Here is a 16,569-nt window from a genome sequence, read left to right on the forward strand (position 1 = left end):
TAAACTAGAATAGAAATGGTGGAACTTCATATATGCAATCTAATATCTTAATCCTTCTAATAGCCAAAAAACAATTATTAATGAGTTTTTATAAAAATAATTTTCATTTTCTGGTTGCAACATTAAAGAAGATCCTTCCTATTTCTCTCCACACCAGCGCAAAATAAAATCAGCAATCGTATGCGTCACTTCCTTCAAACTCTCAAGCTCAATATATTCATTTGGAGCATGCATATCCCCACCACTCGGCCCATAACAAGTAGCCGGAATATTAAACTCCCCAAACGCACGCAGATCCGTAGTTGCGGTAAACGCCAGATCTTCTACTTGTTTACCGGTTACCGAATAATGCGAGGCAGCCATTCCCTCCATAATCTCTTCCTCCTTCGAGATGGTATAGCCTGGGGCTGAGAAACCATAAAACGTAACTTCCGGCTTCGCTTCTTTCAGCCAATCATCCTTTTCAGCAGCAGCCAACAGCCACTGCTCGACCTCTTTTTTTACATCTTCCGGATCAGTTCCTGGATAGAAGCCGACTCGCGCTTCAAACGTACATTTGGTCGGCACGCTGGATGCCCAGTTTCCTCCTGCAATCAGCCCAACACTGACGTTGAGCGGATGAGGATGATGTTCAAAATCTGTATGTTTCGGCCGGTTATTAATGTGCTCACGGTACTCCATCAGCGATTCCATCAGTATATTCGCTTTCATAATCGCATTTTGTGCGCTCTCCGCCCTTTCAACGTGTGCGCCTGCTCCTTTTACTTTCACTCGAATCCATATAACACCTACCTGGGAGGTTATCAAACGAGATTGCGTAGGTTCCGGGATAAGCGCTCCATCTGCCGCGTATCCCTGATCTAGTAAAGCCAGTGCGCCGTTCCCGGTACATTCCTCTTCAATGACACTCTGTATTTGCAGATCTGCACCGAGTTCGATGCCAGATTCACGGAGAGCTTTAACAGCCATAATGATAGCCGCAAATCCGCCTTTCATATCCAGAATCCCTCGGCCGTACATTTTTCCGTCTTTAATCACCGGCGAATAGGGCGGAGTTTCCCATTGGTCTACGGGTTCGGCACTTACCACGTCCATATGGCTTTGCAGGATCAGGCTTTTTCCTTTTTTCGGTCCGTTATTTTTCCATTCTCCTACCACTACTGGGCGATCTTCATAGGACCATTCGGGTTCACCGAAGTTTTCATACTTTCTCAAACGGTCCGGATCGACCGTGATCGCTTCTGTCTCCAGCCCCATATCCTGTAAGTAGTTATAAACAAACTGTTGAACGCCTTTTTCATTTCCTAATGTACTGGGAAAACTTCCGAGCGTCTTCAAGAACAGCTTTTCTTCTTCCCATAATTCCTCGATTTTATTACGCGCAAGCTCGTTGCTGGTTGCCATAAATAAGTTCACACCTTACTTCGGTTTTTATTCATTGGATAATGTAAGTACCGTTTGATAGAGCGTATTGGCTCCGCTCACAATATCTTTATCCAGTGTCAATTCGCTAGGTACATGGCTTTTGCCGTTTACGCTCGGCACAAAGATCATGGCCGTGGGGCCGAGATTGTGAACGTACTTGGCATCATGGCCGGCACCGCTAAGCATTCTTTTTGAAGAATACCCCAGTTCTATCGCACTGTTCTCTATAACTTCGGTAATACTGCGGTCAAAATCAATTTTTTCGGTTTCCCACAGTTCCTTCATTTCCTCGCCTACGTCTCTGTCCTCACTGACACGGCGTATCGTGTTTTTGGTTTCTTTCAAAGCTTCCTTTCGAAGATCATCATTGGTACTTCGGATATCTACGGTAAAATGAGCTTCGCCAGGAACACAATTGACAGAGTTTGGTGACACAGAAATCTTGCCCACGGTCACGGTAACGTCCGTAGTCGCAATCTCTTTTTCTAGTTGATTCATTATTTCTGCAGCGGCCATCAAGGCGTCTTTCCGTAAGTGCATCGGGGTCGGACCGGCATGATCCGCTTCCCCCGTAAGAGTCACTTCCAGCCAGCTTATGCCTTGAACCCCTTCCACCACGCCAATCTGTATGTTTTCATCTTCAAGAATGGGACCCTGTTCTATATGAAGTTCTAGAAAGGAATGAAAGTCACTGAGTCGGTTTTCTTCTTTTCCTTTGTATCCGATCCTTTCTAGTTCTTCTAGAAAACTATAACCCTCTGCATCTTTTCTACTATACACATACTCTTGATCGAACACCCCGGCTATGGCGCCGGACCCGAGCATAGGAGGTTCAAACCTGGCGCCTTCTTCGTTCGTGAAATTCACGATCTCCAGCGGCCGTTCGGTTTCGATACCATTATCATTTAAGGTTTGAACCACTTCTAAAGCTAACAGCACTCCGAGGACGCCATCGAATCGGCCCCCTTCCGGCTGAGTATCCAGGTGAGATCCAAGTACCACAGGAAGGAGGTCTTGCTTTCCTTCCCTTCTGGCATACATATTCCCTAAGTCGTCCACCCGTAACGTTAATCCTGCTTCTTTACACCAATCTTTATATATATTTCTCATCTCTTGATCTTTATCTGAAAGAGCCAGTCGCCTCAGGCCATTTTGTGGTATAGCTCCTGTTTCTGAACTTTTGGAAAGCATACGGAAGAGTCTCTCTTCATTAATGGTGTTCACGTTTTCCATCTCACTTTCTCACTAGATTATTAGAGTCCGAGTTTTATGAAGAAGTATCCCCATACCACGACGGATATGAACGTAAATAATACAGAAACGGTAATCAGCTGTTTGTACTGCTTTTTGATCTTTTGCAGACCATCCGGCTGTTTCAAGAATTCCTTGATGGTTATAGACGCCATACCGGAACGCTTCATCTCTGCGTAATAATTCAGTTCATGAGCGTTCGGTTTCGTTACCATCCCTGCACCAATAAGAGATACTACGGAAACAAGCAGCGCCAGCATCAGTTCGTCCATACCGGTTGGCAGCGTCATGATTCCTGCTCTGATCAACTCCCCAAATAGGAGAAACGAAGCGACTCCGGATACCATGCTGATCATAGCCGCTTTGCTGTTCATTTTCTTCCATTCAAAAGATGCCACGATCGTCGGCAGCCATCCAACCGCAAAGATGGAACCTGCATAAATGGAAATCCAGTAAATCGCGGAAGGACGAGCAAGCGCAATCGCGCAGATGACTACCGCTACGATAAGCTGTCCAATTCGTGCTGCTTTCAGGCTCTGTTTTTCATTAAGTTCTTTTTCAAACAGTCTTTCGTACAAATCCCTGGATAAAGCGAAACCTACCAAGACAAATAACGTAGAAGCTGTGGACATAATCGAAGCCATGAGTGCAGCCAGTCCTACACCTGCCACTGCGGGAGGTGTGAATTCCATAAACCCGACGATCATTGCATTATCCGTAGGCGTAATGCCCGGCTGAAGTACTTGCATACCGCCCGCTGCAATGAAAACAGTCAACTGCATGAAAGGTGCGAAAAAGACTCCGATAATCGCTGTTTTTAAAATGACGAAATCATTTTTAGCTGGGAATACCCGGGATACGAGCGCTGGCATACAGGCAAAGAACAGAATCCATACAAGAAACTGCGAGATTGACCATCCAATTGACCGTTCTTCCGTACCGCCGATCGTCCAGTAATTCGGCATCGTTTCGGATAGACCTTTCATTTGTTCAAATCCAGCCTGACCGATGATCATCGGAGCAATCACGATGGAAATCGCAAGCATCGTGAAGAACATGATCGTATCCGTCACGACCACACCATACATCCCGCCAAAGGCTGTAAAGGCAATTAACGCAATCGTGAACAAGACAATCAATAATTGAAAATTAATTCCTGTTATTTCGCTGAGTACCAGTCCAGCTCCAATAAACTGGATCACTCCGTACCCCACGAGTCCTACAATCATAATAATAATAGCAATAATGCTGACCCACTTGCTGTTAAATCGCTTATCAAAGAAGTCCGGCATCGTCTTACAACCTAAAGCCTTCATTTTTCTTCCCATATAGACGACAGCGATCAGGGTTCCAAGCCAGGCACCAAATGATCCGAGTGTCGCAATAACCAGAGGACCTTCTTTATAAGATTGGCCCGCAATTCCGAGCAACGTAGCAGCACTGAGATACGTAGCTGCAAGTGTACCGACAATCAGAATAGTCGAGCCTCTTCCTCCCATGGTATAAAAGTCATCACTGTTTTTTACATAACGGCTGATGAAAGCTCCTACAACTACATAAAGTAATAAAACGAGCGCAAATATCGTAATGGCCATATAGATTCCCCTCTATTATATATTACTGTTGATTCGTTTTTCTTCCGATTCCGTGTTCTCTTCCTGCTTCTCTTTCTTCTCCATCTCTTTGATGACAGGAAGGTATTGCTTTCTCAGAATGGCAATGACAACAATCGAAGATATGACTGTCACCAGCGTTGCGTTAATAAATAATATTAAAATTTCAACATTCATGGTCTTACCTCCATGTTAAGAATCTAGAAAACTATTCAATGCCTCCAATAGACAGATACTTCGTTTCAATGTAAGGTTCGATCCCCTCAGGACCACCCTCGCGTCCAATGCCGCTCTCTTTCATACCGCCGAACGGCGCATGAGCGGCAGACGGTGCACCATCATTCCAGCCGAGAATCCCGAACTTCAGATTCTCCTGGTAGTAGATACCGGTTCGATAATCATTCGTGAAAAAGTAAGCGGCCAGTCCGAACGGTGTATTGTTGGCAATTTCCACTGCTTCTTCGTTTTCGCGGAAAGTCGTCAGTGGAATTACCGGGCCAAACGTTTCCTCCTGCATGATGCTCATGCCTTCCCCAACGTTTTCGAGGACAGTCGGATGTACAAAATAATAGCCTTTTTCATCATCCTTATCATATTTATGGCCGTAGAGAACGTTTGCCCCCTTACCAACGGCATCTTCAATTTGAGTATGTATCTTTTCATACCCAGTTGCATTAATCACCGGGCCAACATCCGTCTGCTCGACCAATCCATTTCCAACCTTCAGCTCTTTGACGCGTGCGGTTAGCTTCTCTGAAAACTCATCCGCTATGGCTTCGTGGACGAGCACTCGATTCGCACAGATACATGTCTGTCCGGCGTTTCGGAACTTCGAAGCAAGCGTCTGTTCGACAGCAAAATCAATGTCGGCATCTTTTGCCACGATGAGCGGAGCATGTCCTCCTAGTTCCATCGATACGTGCTTCATGGTCGCCGCACTATTTTTCATTAATAATTTTCCAACGGGTGTGGATCCGGTGAAGGTAATTTTACGGACGAGTGGACTATCTGTGAAAATTGGTCCAACATCTGCCCCGTACCCATTCACGTATTGAACCACATTTTCCGGGATTCCAACTTCATGCGCTAATTGGACAAGTCTAATCGTCGTAAGCGGCGTTTCTTCGGCAGGCTTCACAACGAATGTGCATCCTGCAGCTAACGCAGGAGCAGCCTTTCTCGTCATCATCGCGGCCGGGAAGTTCCACGGCGTGATGGCAGCCACAAGCCCGACAGGCTCTTTGGTTACAACAATACGTTTGGATTCTGAGTGAGAAGGAATCGTTCGGCCATAGATTCGTTTCGCTTCTTCCGCATACCAATCGATATAGCTTGCCGCATAGGCGACTTCTCCCCGTGATTCTTTAAGCGGCTTTCCGCTTTCAAGCGTCATTACTTCCGCCAGCTGTTCCGTTTCCTCTTTAATTTTTGCCGACCATTTTTTTAGTAGATTAGACCGCTCATGGGCATTCACCTTTGACCAAGATTTGAAGGCCTCATCCCCCTGCTTTAAAGCTTTTTCAATATCTGCAGCTGAGGTAACATCTACCTCTTTTAAAATATTCCCGGTAGCCGGATTTTTCACTTGGATCGTATTCCCCATAATGCCTCTTCCTTTCCTATATTAGTCTGCCGCTTCGTCAAAAGCCTGTTCCAAAATCCTCATTCCTTTATTCAACTCTTCATCGGTAATCACAAGCGGTGTCAGAAAACGAACTACATTCCCTTTCACGCCAGCAGAAAGCAGAAGCAGTCCATTATTGTTGGCATAGGAAGTGATTGCTCCTGTTTTTGCTTTGTCCGGGTTACCTTCATTATCGATAATTTCTACAGCAACCATCGCTCCTAACCGCCGGATATCACCGAGGTAATCGTGACGAGCTTTCAGTTCTTTTAATTTATCTTCCAGTTTAGCACCAATCTGTTCGGCTTTATCGCTTAGATTTTCCTCTTCAATGACATCAATCACGGCGAGAGCTGCTTCACAGGCTACCGGATTCCCTGCATACGTTCCGCCTAACTCCCCTGGTGAGGATGCATCCATGATTTCTGCTTTTCCGACTACCGCACTTAACGGCATACCTGCTGCAAGAGATTTCGACAGCGTCATTACATCCGGTTCAATATCGAAATGTTCACTTGCGAATAAACGTCCTGTACGGGCGAAACCTGTCTGGATTTCATCGGCCACAAAAACAATACCGTGCTCGCTGCAGAAGTCTCTTACTTCCTGCACGAAGCGTTTCGGAGGAATAATGAAACCGCCTTCACCTTGGACCGGCTCCATAACGATACAAGCTACAGTTTCCGGTGCGACCGCGGTGACAAAATACTCCTTGAAGCGCATGATACTGTAATCAATATATTCTTCATCCGTCATCTGCTCGGGTTTGTTTGACATATAAGGAAAAGGAGCCTGATAAATTTCCGGAGTATAAGGACCGAAATTGTATTTATATGGCTTCACCTTGCTCGTCATTCCCATCGTTAGATTCGTACGTCCGTGGAATCCGCGTTCAAAGGATACAACAGCCTGACGATTTGTGTATTTCCTCGCAACTTTGACTGCATTTTCTACAGCCTCGGCGCCGGAATTAAACAGCATCGCCATTTTATCGAACGTACCAGGTGTAATCGTGCATAACTTTTCCGCCAGGTTGATGTAGCTGTCATACATAATCACGTTAAAGCCTGGATGAAGATAGCGGTCCACTTGGTTCTTCACCGCTTCGGTGACTTTTGGATGCGTATGGCCAACGTTAAGCGTGCCAATAGCCCCGGCAAAATCAATCCATTCACGGCCTTCATTATCGATTACCCTTGCTCCTCGTGCATAGTCCGCTATATTTGTATTCCCATTCCCTATTCCTTTTGGTATGTATTTCTTCCTTTTTCTTTGCAAGTCTTCTTTATTCACTATTTTATTTGTCACTTCTTATCCCTCCCATGAAATTTATAGATAATTATGACAATTTTCTGGTACAATTAAAAGTACCAGTTCTTTAAAAATAATGGCACCAGTTAAGTTAGTAGGAGGAAATACACGTGTTTTTCCAAGTTGAAAAAGGAGCCGAACAACCGGCCATTTACAAACAGATTTATACGCATTTAAGAGATCTGATTCTCGATGATCAGCTTACCAAGAAGAAACTTCCGTCCAAACGGAAACTGGCCCAGGATTTGGAGGTCAGCCTCAATTCCGTAGCCCACGCCTATGAACAACTACTAGCGGAAGGTTATATATACAGTGCTGAACGAAAAGGATATTTTGTAGAAGAGATTACAAGTTATATTAAAAGAGACGAAGAAGACGTTCCGTTCCCAGAGGAATTGAAAGAGGACGGTAAAAAGGATAGATTCCAGCCTGAGGTTACTTTTTCACATATTGCTACGGATGCGGAGCACTTTCCATTTAAGAAATGGAGGAAGTATCAACAGAAAGTTATGGAACACCATCGCACCCAGCTCTCTCTTCTTCCCCACCCTCAGGGACCCTATGAACTGCGCGAATCCATCGCAACAATGGTTGCTCTCACTAGAGGTGTCCGCTGCCGGCCTGAACAGATTGTCATCGGATCCGGAACCCAGCCACTGATTCATAAAGTGATGTCCTTACAGGCTAAAGACACGCAGGTGGCTGTCGAAAACCCAGGGTATCAGCGGTTTTATAATTTACTGAAAAACATGGGCTTCCCAGTAAGTCCGGTAGCTTTGGACCATCAGGGAATTTCTATTCGGGCTCTTCGAGAAAGTGATCCTCAATGGGTGTTCGTCACTCCTTCCCACCAGTTCCCAACTGGGACGATTATGCCTATCAATAGAAGAATTGAACTTTTAAACTGGGCAGCCGAGTCACCTGGTCGTTACATAGTGGAAGATGATTATGACAGTGAATTTAAGTATGGAACGGACCATATCCCTTCTTTGCAAAGTCTCGACCAGAACCAGCAGGTCATCTACACCGGAACGTTTTCCAAAACGCTGCTGCCAAGCCTGCGGATCAGCTATATGGTTCTTCCTCCTGATTTGTTACAACGCTACCGGAATGCTTTTGGTGATTGGATCGACGGCCCGTCAGGAATCAACCTGTGGACACTGAAGTATTTCATTGATGAAGGCGAATACGGAAGACACGTTAAGCGGATGAATGCTTACTACAAAGCAAAACGAGCGACGCTTATTCGTGAATTGCGAAAGACTTTTCAAAACAAGATAACGATTCATAATATTCCCGCGGGCCTTCATTTTCTAGTGGATATCGAAACTTCTCTTTCCTATAGTGAGATTGAGGAGCGGGCCAAAGACAATAAAATCGAATTATATACAATTCGCCGCTTCTTCTTACAGGATTATGACATGACGGAGAAAGGGAAGAAGAAACTGGTGATTGGATTTGCGAATATGGAGGATGATAAAGTGCGGGAGTCTGTGAGACGGCTGGCTTTACTTTTCTCATAGACGCTTAATCTAGTAATCACTCATGCAACAAGGCTACTCGAGCTAGACCTAATCATTTGGTACTTTGCAAAAGTTTCCCCTTATAAATAATGACTTTCGTCTCTTCTTGTTTCTTTTATTATTTATTACCTTAAAGGTAAATCCATTTTTTATTTCAATCTGAGTATGTAGGTGGTTTAAGTGCATAGGTGTGAGTTTATGATTATATGGTACAATTTCACAAGCATCACAATCGAGGATAAGGCACTAATTTTAATGCAAAATATAAAGGGGAAAGTACCCCTTTATAAAAATTCATTTTAATATCTTTGATTTTTGATTAACAAATTCCTTTTCAGTTAAAATACCTTTTTCTTTAAGTTCTGCTAATTTTTCTAACTCATTTGCTACACTTGTGTTTGAATAGGGAGTAATTGAGTTTTCAGCAATATAAGCCTCTATTATTTCTTTAATTTCCTCAGCTTTACTTACTTCTTTTTTAGAGAAGATAATAGAATTTTTATCAGTTACAGCTTTATGAACCTTTATTTTATTCTTATCCGTAACTAAGGTGAATTGAATATAGCCAGATAACATGCCTGGTTTTTTAAATTGCACATCTGAAATATTATCCAGTCTTATGGAATCTTTACCTTTAAGCCCTGTAATAGAATTGAAAACACCTTTTCTATGGAAGTGAATAAACTCATTATCAATTGTGACTTTGAGTTTATCTCCATCTTTAAATTGGATTACTTTCTTCACCATTTACCTCCTTCAGAGGTTCATTAGAAACCAAGTTTTTTTGATGTCCATTCTGCGACAGCTTTTTGTTGCATTCCTTTCCACGAAGAAAAATTTGTTGATTGACTTATATAAGTATCAAATTCATAGTTAGGTATTGCTTCAAAATCTTTTTGTGATTTTACTTCAAAAGGGGATTGATCAAGCATTTCTTGAAAGCTATTAAAGTTAGTATGAGCAGACATGAAAGATGGAGGGAATAACTCTTCAAAAGATAGCTCATTATCCCCACTTACTTTACTTGCATTTCTTTCAAATTGCTTTAATTTTCTATCCACCTTCTTGAAACCTTTACCACTCAAAGTTTCCACCTCCTTCCAATTAAATTGTACTACAAAAAATTAAATACCACATTTTTTCTTGTTCATTTATCTTTTGGGGTATTTCCCCCCCTGTATTCGCCTATAATTCAGTGCATTCTAGGCTAACTTCATTAACCATTTCATCCAAGAAAGGTATCGAAGGCATAATTTTGTCGACGCTCTTGATATCGGTGACTACTATTTTCATATATTAAGTTTACCCCTGCTCCCCATTGGTTAAAAAGGGGAAAGAGGTGAATAAAATGGTGAATATTTTACTAATTGCGACGGTAATCTTTATTCTTGCTAATCTAGTTTACTTTTTTTCCAACAAAACTTATCGGAATAGCTATTTCAGCACTGCACTCTTTCTTAAACTATTCTTTGTCTCCCTTGGAATAATTCTTGGTTTTTCCGTGTTATATTACCTTATTTCTTTTAATTCTCCAGTTATAGTTGAAGGGAATGACTCCATGTCACCGGTTGATCCTTCTTTTTGGAACTTCCTTTATTTTAGCGGCGTAACCATGTTTTCGGTAGGTTATGGGGATTATGTTCCGGTCGGTCCCACCCGCTTCTTCGCCTTAATTCAAGCAGGTCTTGGTATTTTTCTTCCTACCGCTTATTTCATAAAAGCACTGGATTCATCTAAGGATGACTGATTAAAGTAAAAACGGTAGACCAGATCAGCGCCGATATAGACCGGAATGAAGATAGAATAACAAGATTCATATCGTTCGTCTTTCCCAGGCTATAAAGCTTAATCTAGTAACCACTCATGCAGTTAGAAAGCCCCACTCCCGGATGAGTGATGACTTTTGTCTCTTCGTGTTACTTTTTTTGAGTTACGGCCTTTCCTCCGTGATAAATCCATTTTCCAATTTCAACCTGCATCTGTACTTAGTATAAGTGCATAGAGAGTCTATTGTTATATGATACAATTCTCCCAGGAACTAAAGTCGAGGGCTTTGCCCTTGGCTTTTATTGTATCTATTAGTCAAAGAGATTGATAAAGATATCTACAAGCGCACTTTGTCCACACGAACATAAACTACTACATTCGAGGTGATCACATGCGATTCTCTAAAAACCTTTCATTAGTATATGAATCCACTCTTTTTCTTTTAGCTTTGACCTCTGTTTTATTCTTATGGTCAAATAATCCAGCTGTTTTAGTATTAGACAGGATTATTTGGGCGATTTTCTTTATTGATGTGGTGGTGAGGTTAGTAAAAGCTGAAGATCGATGGAATTATATTAAAAATAACCCTTTTGATATTATAGCTGCCATTCCTTTAGATAGTATCTTTCAGATTGCCAGAGTAGCAAGGTTGTTTAGATTGTTACGAATAATATCCATGTCTAAAAACCATTTTAAAAATGTCTTTAACATACTTAAAACCAATGGATTAGATCGAGTATTTGTATTTACTTTTGCAATGTTATTCATTTCTACCCTAATCATTAAACACACCGAAAGTAGTATTACCACTTATGGAGATGGCCTATGGTGGTCGATAGTCACAGCAACGACTGTAGGGTATGGTGATATTTCTCCTTCTACTTTGCCTGGCAGGCTTGTTGCCATATTTATTATGATGATCGGCATTGGACTTGTAGGCATGTTAACAGGTTCCATTACTACATATTTCGTGAAATCACACAAAGCCGATAATCCTACTATTACTTTTATAAAATCAGAACTGGATCGTTTTGAAGAACTCACCCCTAAAGAGATAAACCGAATAAAATTACTAGTAGATGATTTAGAACAAGAACATTCCGATACAAATATCCATTCATAGTGACTAATCGTCCAAGATAAAAAAAAGCCCATAAAAAGAGTGGCCAGCATCATTACGATGCGGACCACTTTCAGTTTAATTTACTAGGATTTCCCAACCTTTTTCACTATTAAATTCCTGGTTGATAAGAGGTTTCCGGAATATCTTCATAGCGTTCTGGATCAAGCTCATCCACTGATCCGTCTGCTACACCCTCAATAATGGCTTGCAACCCTGTTTCTACGGCTTTAACAAGCATTCCTTTTTTCTTTTGTCCCATGCTTTGAGTTTGACCTGTAACTTCAAACAGCACGGTTCCACTTCCGTTTAAAGCAAAAGAACCAAGTGCCGTTCCTGGCAAGTCCAGACCTTGACTGTACAACGTAATGTTGTCAAATGGGGAATTTCCCATAGATTGAAGAGCGTCATAAGCAGCCAGATTCAGCTGGCGTGAGAAGTCATAATCATAGGTGTCTTCATACTCCGCATATTTAGCACCGGCTTCGGTTGATGGATCAGGGACAAATTGTCCAGACAGCGACAGTGTGACCGGGTCTGACGTTCCTTCCACGTAATAAAGTCCCTGGTGATGCAAGTCTACAAACACATCAACTTTACCAAATTCATCTTCTAATCCTTTATATACATCGCGTACGGTTTGCGCTTCAGGTGTAATATACCATCCAGGTTCTGAAGAAGAACCTGGTACGTCTTCTGGTTCAGGGGTGTAGTCTAAATCTGGATTAAAATCACGGTTCACATCAAATCCAGGTTGAGAAGAATAGTCATCCCCTTGAATAGTGGCTCTATTTCCAGAATAGTAGTGATTCCACGTCGGACCATCAGCCCCTTCTAATTGAGGGAAGTCCTGTAATACTTCCTCCCACGACATGGCATTTCCACGGCGATCGAGTTCTGAAGCATCCGGGTTCATTTTAGGCAGCGTGACTAGTGTAATCTCTTCGAGCATGGCTTTTACATCAGGAGAGTTGCTGGACCCTAAATGCTTAAGTAGATTTAAAATCGCTTCCGTACCGGTTTTTTCATTACCATGGATTTCACTTTCGATTAAAATGACACGATCGCCTTTACCGACACGGGCTTGGTAAATGTCTCGCCCTTGGTTGGATTGTCCTACTACTTCGACTTCTACTCGACCTTGGCTTGATTGTTCAATCTTCTCAAGTTTTTTAACAAGCTGACCATAGTCTGTAAAGCCGGAGCTGTTGTAAGTTTGCTGCTCAGGTGTACCTGGATGATTCCCCGCCGCGTATGTAGGCAACGCAATACTTGTACAAAGGGCTAGAGTACTGACAACAGTTAAGACTTTTTTCTTCATATTATCCACTCCTCAAATTGTTGTTATTCGCCGTACCCACTAAGCGGAAGGTCATCCCAGAAAGACGTATCTGCATCGTTAATAGAACCATCAGCTAGAGCTTCGAGTGTTGCTTCCATGGCAGTAACGGCTTGTTGAATCAGTTTGCCGTTGCTCTTTTGTCCCAGGACATAATCCTCGTATTCGTGATCGGCCATTCCACGCATTTCAAACAATAACGTGGCAACATCATATTCTACGGCAAGACCGTTACGGCTGATCGTTTCTGCTGATCCACCAGGATACTTAGAAAGTAACCCATAGCCTTTATCACTTACAGCATTGTAAACAACAGAACCAAGCTGCTTTGAACGTTGAAGCACTTCATCATCTACATTTTCTGTTGTCGGATAAAGAATAGATCCTGATACAAGCTCATCTGAATCACCCAGGGTCGTTTGTGTACCTTGGTGATGAAGATCAATCATGTAATCCGGGTTGTACTTTTGTAAAACATTCTCATGGAAGGCCTTCGTTTCAGGCTGTTCACGATCCACATGGTCACGGTTTAAATCAACTCCGTTTGCGTTATAGCGCGTATGTGTACCTGAGACGTAATCATCTAAAGAGAAATTAACATCTCCTTCTGCCCCATCAACATTCAAGCGTGGAGCAATAAGAACGTTTACGTTATCTAGAATTTCTTGAGTTTTCTTACCGTTTGAAGTTAAATTCTGAATAAGTTTTAGAGCCCCTTCTGTTGTTAACGTCTCGTTTCCATGCTGTTGTGTAAGAAATAATACAGTAGGGTTATCTTCATCAGAAGCGAATTTTGCTAAGTATAAGTCTCGACCTTTTACAGATTCTCCGTAAGTTTCAAGCTCCATAGCTTCAGATTGACTGTCAGCTTTCTCCAATACTTTAACCATTTCTTCATAACTGTGAAGGCGTTCATTTTTAATCGTTTCATTGCCCTCATAATTTGGACCATTGGCACTGTTACCTGCTAACACTGGTCCTGTTGCGGCTCCAGCAGCAAGTAAAGTACCAGCTAAAGCCATTGATAAGATTTTTTTCTTCATCAATCATCATCCTCCTTCAATTTTTGCTGTCTATACCACTTCAATAATGAACAATGGAATCCCTTTCATTTAGAGGAAACTAATAACATTTAACTAGATGGGAGTAGGTGTTTTGAAGGAGAGTGTTAATATATCTACCAAATTTAATATAAAAACGAGCACCCCCAACAGGATGCTCGAACGACTAATCTAATATATTCGTTTCTTTCGCTTATTTAATAAGCTTATTTAATTCCGAGTAAGTTACATCGCGGACTGGGAATTAAACGCAAACTTCCTCTCTCGTCCAACTTCTAACATCTACGTAACATTGTCCAGATAAAAAGTATGCCCCATTAATTCTATCGTCCTTGTTCCTTGTTTAAATGTTAACTGCTCTTGTTGAGGCTTGAAATCCCCCTTAGCTTCATACTCCACTTGAAAGTCCTGTCCATCATCTAACCCACTTACATCATAAACCTGATAGTAAATTTCATGTCCCTCTGTGCTTTTGGTCATTCCTTTACTTTTCATTGCGTCGAAATGAATTTCGGCCATCTTTTCACCTCCCTCGCTTTGAACAATTTCTTCATATCCACCGCTTTTTCCTACAGGATAATTACATTAGTAAGTGAAGAAACTGGTTATTGAAGTTACGGATATGAAGGATTATAAAGTTCTGGATTCTCTTTTCCTAAAAAAATAAAACGGTTCTTTCCACTTCTTCATAGGAAAGAAACCGCTTTTTATCACTCACTTATACATATTGAAGACTGACACCATATTTATTCAAAGTCTCACGAATCTCATTCTGCAGTTCTTCAGATGGAAGATCCATCGGCAGTCTTAGAACAGGTTCAATTTTGCCCATCATCCCAAGGGCTGCTTTCACAGGCGCAGGATTCGTATCTTTAAACAGGACATCATTCAGCTCCATTAATTCATAATGGAGTTTTTGGGCGGTGACTACATCCCCGTCGAACCAGGCATCATGCATCTGGGCTACTTTTCCTGGCAGGACATTCGCTGTGGCACTGACAGATCCTACGCCGCCGATCGCAAGCATTGGATAGCAAAGCAGCTCAATACCCGAGAACAGTAGAAAATCACGACCACATTTTAATAGTACACGATTGACATGTTCGAAGTCTTTGTTCGATTCTTTTACTCCGATAATGTTCGGACAGTCTTTGCTCAACTGAGCTAATGTATCCACATGGAGATTCTGTGCGGTACGTCCTGGAATGTTGTACACAATAATCGGTATATCAACAGAGTCTGCGACCGTTTTGAAGTGCTTGTATAATGCTTGCTGGTTCGGCTTGTTATAGTAAGGCACGATGACCATCGCCGCATCCGCTCCGATCTCTTCTGCTTTCTTCGTCAGGCGCATCGTCTCATCGTGATTCGTGGACCCTGTACCCGGTACAAACGGAACTCTGCCATTAATGATCTTATGAGCCGTACTCATGACCTGCACACGTTCGTCCTCTGTTAAAGAGCTTGGTTCCCCAGATGTACCGGTAACTGAAATCGCATGCGTACCATTCTCCAATTGAAATTCGATTAAACTCGAAAAGGTATCAAAATCTATGTCATGATTCGCTTTGAATGGCGTGATGACAGGTGTAACCGAACCTCTTAACTTTGATTTTATCTCTTGATAATCTCTCATCCTATCTCCTCCTTCTCGTTATTTACATACTCATTTCTAACTCTCGTAAATCTCCCTGAGCATGCAGAGCGTCCATTTCAAAGTCAGCAATGAAATTGTTCCACTGTAATGTGGCATTCTCAAAATCTTTGAAAAGAGTGTCTTCAAAGAAAGTGATGGTAAGCTCTCCAGGGTGGTGAATTGATTTGACCTCACACATCCCTTTCGCTTGAAAGAGATTACTCTTTACTGTCACTTCGTAGTGCCCAGGGATCGGCATATAGTAAGAAGGGTCAAAAGAAAATGTACAGGTTCTCCCTTTGCCTTTAACTTCTCCCCTCATTTCATAGCTTTTTCCAAGATATTGATAAATTTCTTCAACTCTACCCGTAGAAATCAGCGCTCTCAAAAGAGTGGAGCTAACTTTTTGCTCGTGTTGCTCTAATTTTGATACCGTCGTGACTCCAAATCTGCCTTTACTGTCTATAGGAAGCTGGCTCATATCTCCTTTGCCTTTGAATCCATATTTATAATCAAACCCAGCAACGACGTGCTTACTGTTGAGTCCATATATATATTGATCCACGAACTGCTGATGAGGAACTTTTGCCAGCTCCTTTGTAAAATCAACAACATAAAGGATATCGACACCAAGCTGTTCAAATACTTTCGCCTTTTCAGAAAGTGGGGTTATAAATTTAGTGATCGTCGGGCCTTTCGGAATAACAGAAGAGGGATGTTGGGCAAAGGTCATAGCCGCAAGTTTTAAGCCCTTATCTTTAGCTATTTTCTTCGCTGTTCTAATAATCTTCTGATGTCCTAAGTGCACCCCATCAAAAAATCCTAAAGCCATAACACATGACTGACTGTTCTCTTGAATATATTGTGTAATCGGGTGTTTGATAGGGATGGTTATCATC

Annotated in this window: 16 protein-coding genes; 3 read left to right on the top strand and 13 right to left on the bottom strand. The window is 42.2% G+C overall.

The genetic code is table 11. The features are described from left to right. Positions 1 to 138: 138 nt before the first annotated feature. Genes BMZ06_RS05980 through gabT form a run of 6 tightly spaced genes read right to left on the bottom strand, consistent with a single transcriptional unit; the run spans position 139 to position 7,221 of the window. Positions 139 to 1,404, bottom strand: a complete 1,266-nt coding sequence (locus tag BMZ06_RS05980) for an ArgE/DapE family deacylase (RefSeq protein WP_089751092.1) — start codon at positions 1,402 to 1,404, stop codon at positions 139 to 141. 27 nt (positions 1,405 to 1,431) lie between these two features. Next, positions 1,432 to 2,658, bottom strand: coding sequence for a Zn-dependent hydrolase (locus tag BMZ06_RS05985; protein WP_089751094.1), 1,227 nt, complete (start codon positions 2,656 to 2,658; stop codon positions 1,432 to 1,434). A 20-nt stretch (positions 2,659 to 2,678) separates the two neighbouring features. After that, positions 2,679 to 4,271 carry a sodium:solute symporter family protein gene (locus BMZ06_RS05990; protein ID WP_089751096.1) on the bottom strand — a complete coding sequence of 531 codons (1,593 nt, stop codon included), beginning with the start codon at positions 4,269 to 4,271 and terminating at the stop codon, positions 2,679 to 2,681. Positions 4,272 to 4,286: 15 nt separating this feature from the next. After that, a complete protein-coding gene (locus BMZ06_RS05995) occupies positions 4,287 to 4,466 on the bottom strand; it encodes a hypothetical protein (RefSeq protein WP_089751098.1) in 180 nt (59 codons plus the stop codon). A gap of 31 nt (positions 4,467 to 4,497) precedes the next feature. Then, the gene (locus BMZ06_RS06000; protein ID WP_089751100.1) at positions 4,498 to 5,892 is read right to left on the bottom strand and encodes an NAD-dependent succinate-semialdehyde dehydrogenase; all 1,395 of its coding nucleotides are present in this window, start codon (positions 5,890 to 5,892) and stop codon (positions 4,498 to 4,500) included. A gap of 21 nt (positions 5,893 to 5,913) precedes the next feature. After that, positions 5,914 to 7,221, bottom strand: a complete 1,308-nt coding sequence (gene gabT, locus BMZ06_RS06005; protein ID WP_089751102.1) for a 4-aminobutyrate--2-oxoglutarate transaminase — start codon at positions 7,219 to 7,221, stop codon at positions 5,914 to 5,916. A gap of 113 nt (positions 7,222 to 7,334) precedes the next feature. Here gabT and gabR point away from each other — a divergent pair, with 113 nt between their 5' ends. Further along, entirely contained in the window at positions 7,335 to 8,747 is a 1,413-nt protein-coding gene (gabR, locus tag BMZ06_RS06010; protein ID WP_089751104.1) for a MocR-like transcriptional regulator GabR, read from the top strand. A gap of 294 nt (positions 8,748 to 9,041) precedes the next feature. Here gabR and BMZ06_RS06015 read toward each other — a convergent pair whose 3' ends face one another. Continuing rightward, complete coding sequence (locus tag BMZ06_RS06015) at positions 9,042 to 9,491, bottom strand: SHOCT domain-containing protein (protein ID WP_089751105.1); 450 nt, start codon at positions 9,489 to 9,491, stop codon at positions 9,042 to 9,044. 23 nt (positions 9,492 to 9,514) lie between these two features. Next, entirely contained in the window at positions 9,515 to 9,832 is a 318-nt protein-coding gene (locus BMZ06_RS06020) for a hypothetical protein (protein ID WP_089751107.1), read from the bottom strand. A gap of 263 nt (positions 9,833 to 10,095) precedes the next feature. Between BMZ06_RS06020 and BMZ06_RS06025 the strand changes: the two genes are divergently transcribed. After that, positions 10,096 to 10,494, top strand: a complete 399-nt coding sequence (locus tag BMZ06_RS06025; RefSeq protein WP_089751109.1) for an ion channel — start codon at positions 10,096 to 10,098, stop codon at positions 10,492 to 10,494. Positions 10,495 to 10,905: 411 nt separating this feature from the next. After that, positions 10,906 to 11,637, top strand: coding sequence for a potassium channel family protein (locus BMZ06_RS06030; protein WP_089751112.1), 732 nt, complete (start codon positions 10,906 to 10,908; stop codon positions 11,635 to 11,637). A gap of 109 nt (positions 11,638 to 11,746) precedes the next feature. Here the strand turns inward: BMZ06_RS06030 and BMZ06_RS06035 are convergent, their stop codons facing one another. From BMZ06_RS06035 to BMZ06_RS06055, 5 genes are all read right to left on the bottom strand, one after another. Further along, the gene (locus BMZ06_RS06035) at positions 11,747 to 12,955 is read right to left on the bottom strand and encodes a M14 family zinc carboxypeptidase (RefSeq protein ID WP_089751113.1); all 1,209 of its coding nucleotides are present in this window, start codon (positions 12,953 to 12,955) and stop codon (positions 11,747 to 11,749) included. A gap of 23 nt (positions 12,956 to 12,978) precedes the next feature. Beyond that, complete coding sequence (locus BMZ06_RS06040) at positions 12,979 to 14,016, bottom strand: M14 family metallopeptidase (RefSeq protein ID WP_089751115.1); 1,038 nt, start codon at positions 14,014 to 14,016, stop codon at positions 12,979 to 12,981. A 300-nt stretch (positions 14,017 to 14,316) separates the two neighbouring features. Next, positions 14,317 to 14,553: a hypothetical protein gene (locus BMZ06_RS06045; protein WP_089751117.1), complete on the bottom strand. Its 237-nt coding sequence runs from the start codon at positions 14,551 to 14,553 to the stop codon at positions 14,317 to 14,319. A 199-nt stretch (positions 14,554 to 14,752) separates the two neighbouring features. Further along, positions 14,753 to 15,670, bottom strand: a complete 918-nt coding sequence (gene hpaI / locus BMZ06_RS06050; protein ID WP_089751119.1) for a 2,4-dihydroxyhept-2-ene-1,7-dioic acid aldolase — start codon at positions 15,668 to 15,670, stop codon at positions 14,753 to 14,755. Between the two features lie 22 nt (positions 15,671 to 15,692). Continuing rightward, positions 15,693 to 16,568 (bottom strand): FAD synthetase family protein, encoded by an 876-nt coding sequence (locus tag BMZ06_RS06055; RefSeq protein WP_089751121.1) that lies wholly within the window; start codon positions 16,566 to 16,568, stop codon positions 15,693 to 15,695. Position 16,569: the final 1 nt, after the last annotated feature.

The organism is Halobacillus alkaliphilus, assembly GCF_900113125.1.
GTDB classification, from domain to species: Bacteria; Bacillota; Bacilli; order Bacillales; family Halobacillaceae; genus Halobacillus; species Halobacillus alkaliphilus.

Bases quoted from the DNA above. Each gene is read 5' to 3' on its own strand.
- BMZ06_RS05980 (WP_089751092.1), bottom strand. From the start codon at position 1,404: ATGGCAACCAGCAACGAGCTTGCGCGTAATAAAATCGAGGAATTATGG.
- BMZ06_RS05985 (WP_089751094.1), bottom strand. From the start codon at position 2,658: ATGGAAAACGTGAACACCATTAATGAAGAGAGACTCTTCCGTATGCTT.
- BMZ06_RS05990 (WP_089751096.1), bottom strand. From the start codon at position 4,271: ATGGCCATTACGATATTTGCGCTCGTTTTATTACTTTATGTAGTTGTA.
- BMZ06_RS05995 (WP_089751098.1), bottom strand. From the start codon at position 4,466: ATGAATGTTGAAATTTTAATATTATTTATTAACGCAACGCTGGTGACA.
- BMZ06_RS06000 (WP_089751100.1), bottom strand. From the start codon at position 5,892: ATGGGGAATACGATCCAAGTGAAAAATCCGGCTACCGGGAATATTTTA.
- BMZ06_RS06025 (WP_089751109.1), top strand. From the start codon at position 10,096: ATGGTGAATATTTTACTAATTGCGACGGTAATCTTTATTCTTGCTAAT.
- BMZ06_RS06030 (WP_089751112.1), top strand. From the start codon at position 10,906: ATGCGATTCTCTAAAAACCTTTCATTAGTATATGAATCCACTCTTTTT.
- BMZ06_RS06035 (WP_089751113.1), bottom strand. From the start codon at position 12,955: ATGAAGAAAAAAGTCTTAACTGTTGTCAGTACTCTAGCCCTTTGTACA.
- BMZ06_RS06040 (WP_089751115.1), bottom strand. From the start codon at position 14,016: ATGAAGAAAAAAATCTTATCAATGGCTTTAGCTGGTACTTTACTTGCT.
- BMZ06_RS06045 (WP_089751117.1), bottom strand. From the start codon at position 14,553: ATGGCCGAAATTCATTTCGACGCAATGAAAAGTAAAGGAATGACCAAA.
- hpaI (WP_089751119.1), bottom strand. From the start codon at position 15,670: ATGAGAGATTATCAAGAGATAAAATCAAAGTTAAGAGGTTCGGTTACA.
- BMZ06_RS06055 (WP_089751121.1), bottom strand. From the start codon at position 16,568: ATGATAACCATCCCTATCAAACACCCGATTACACAATATATTCAAGAG.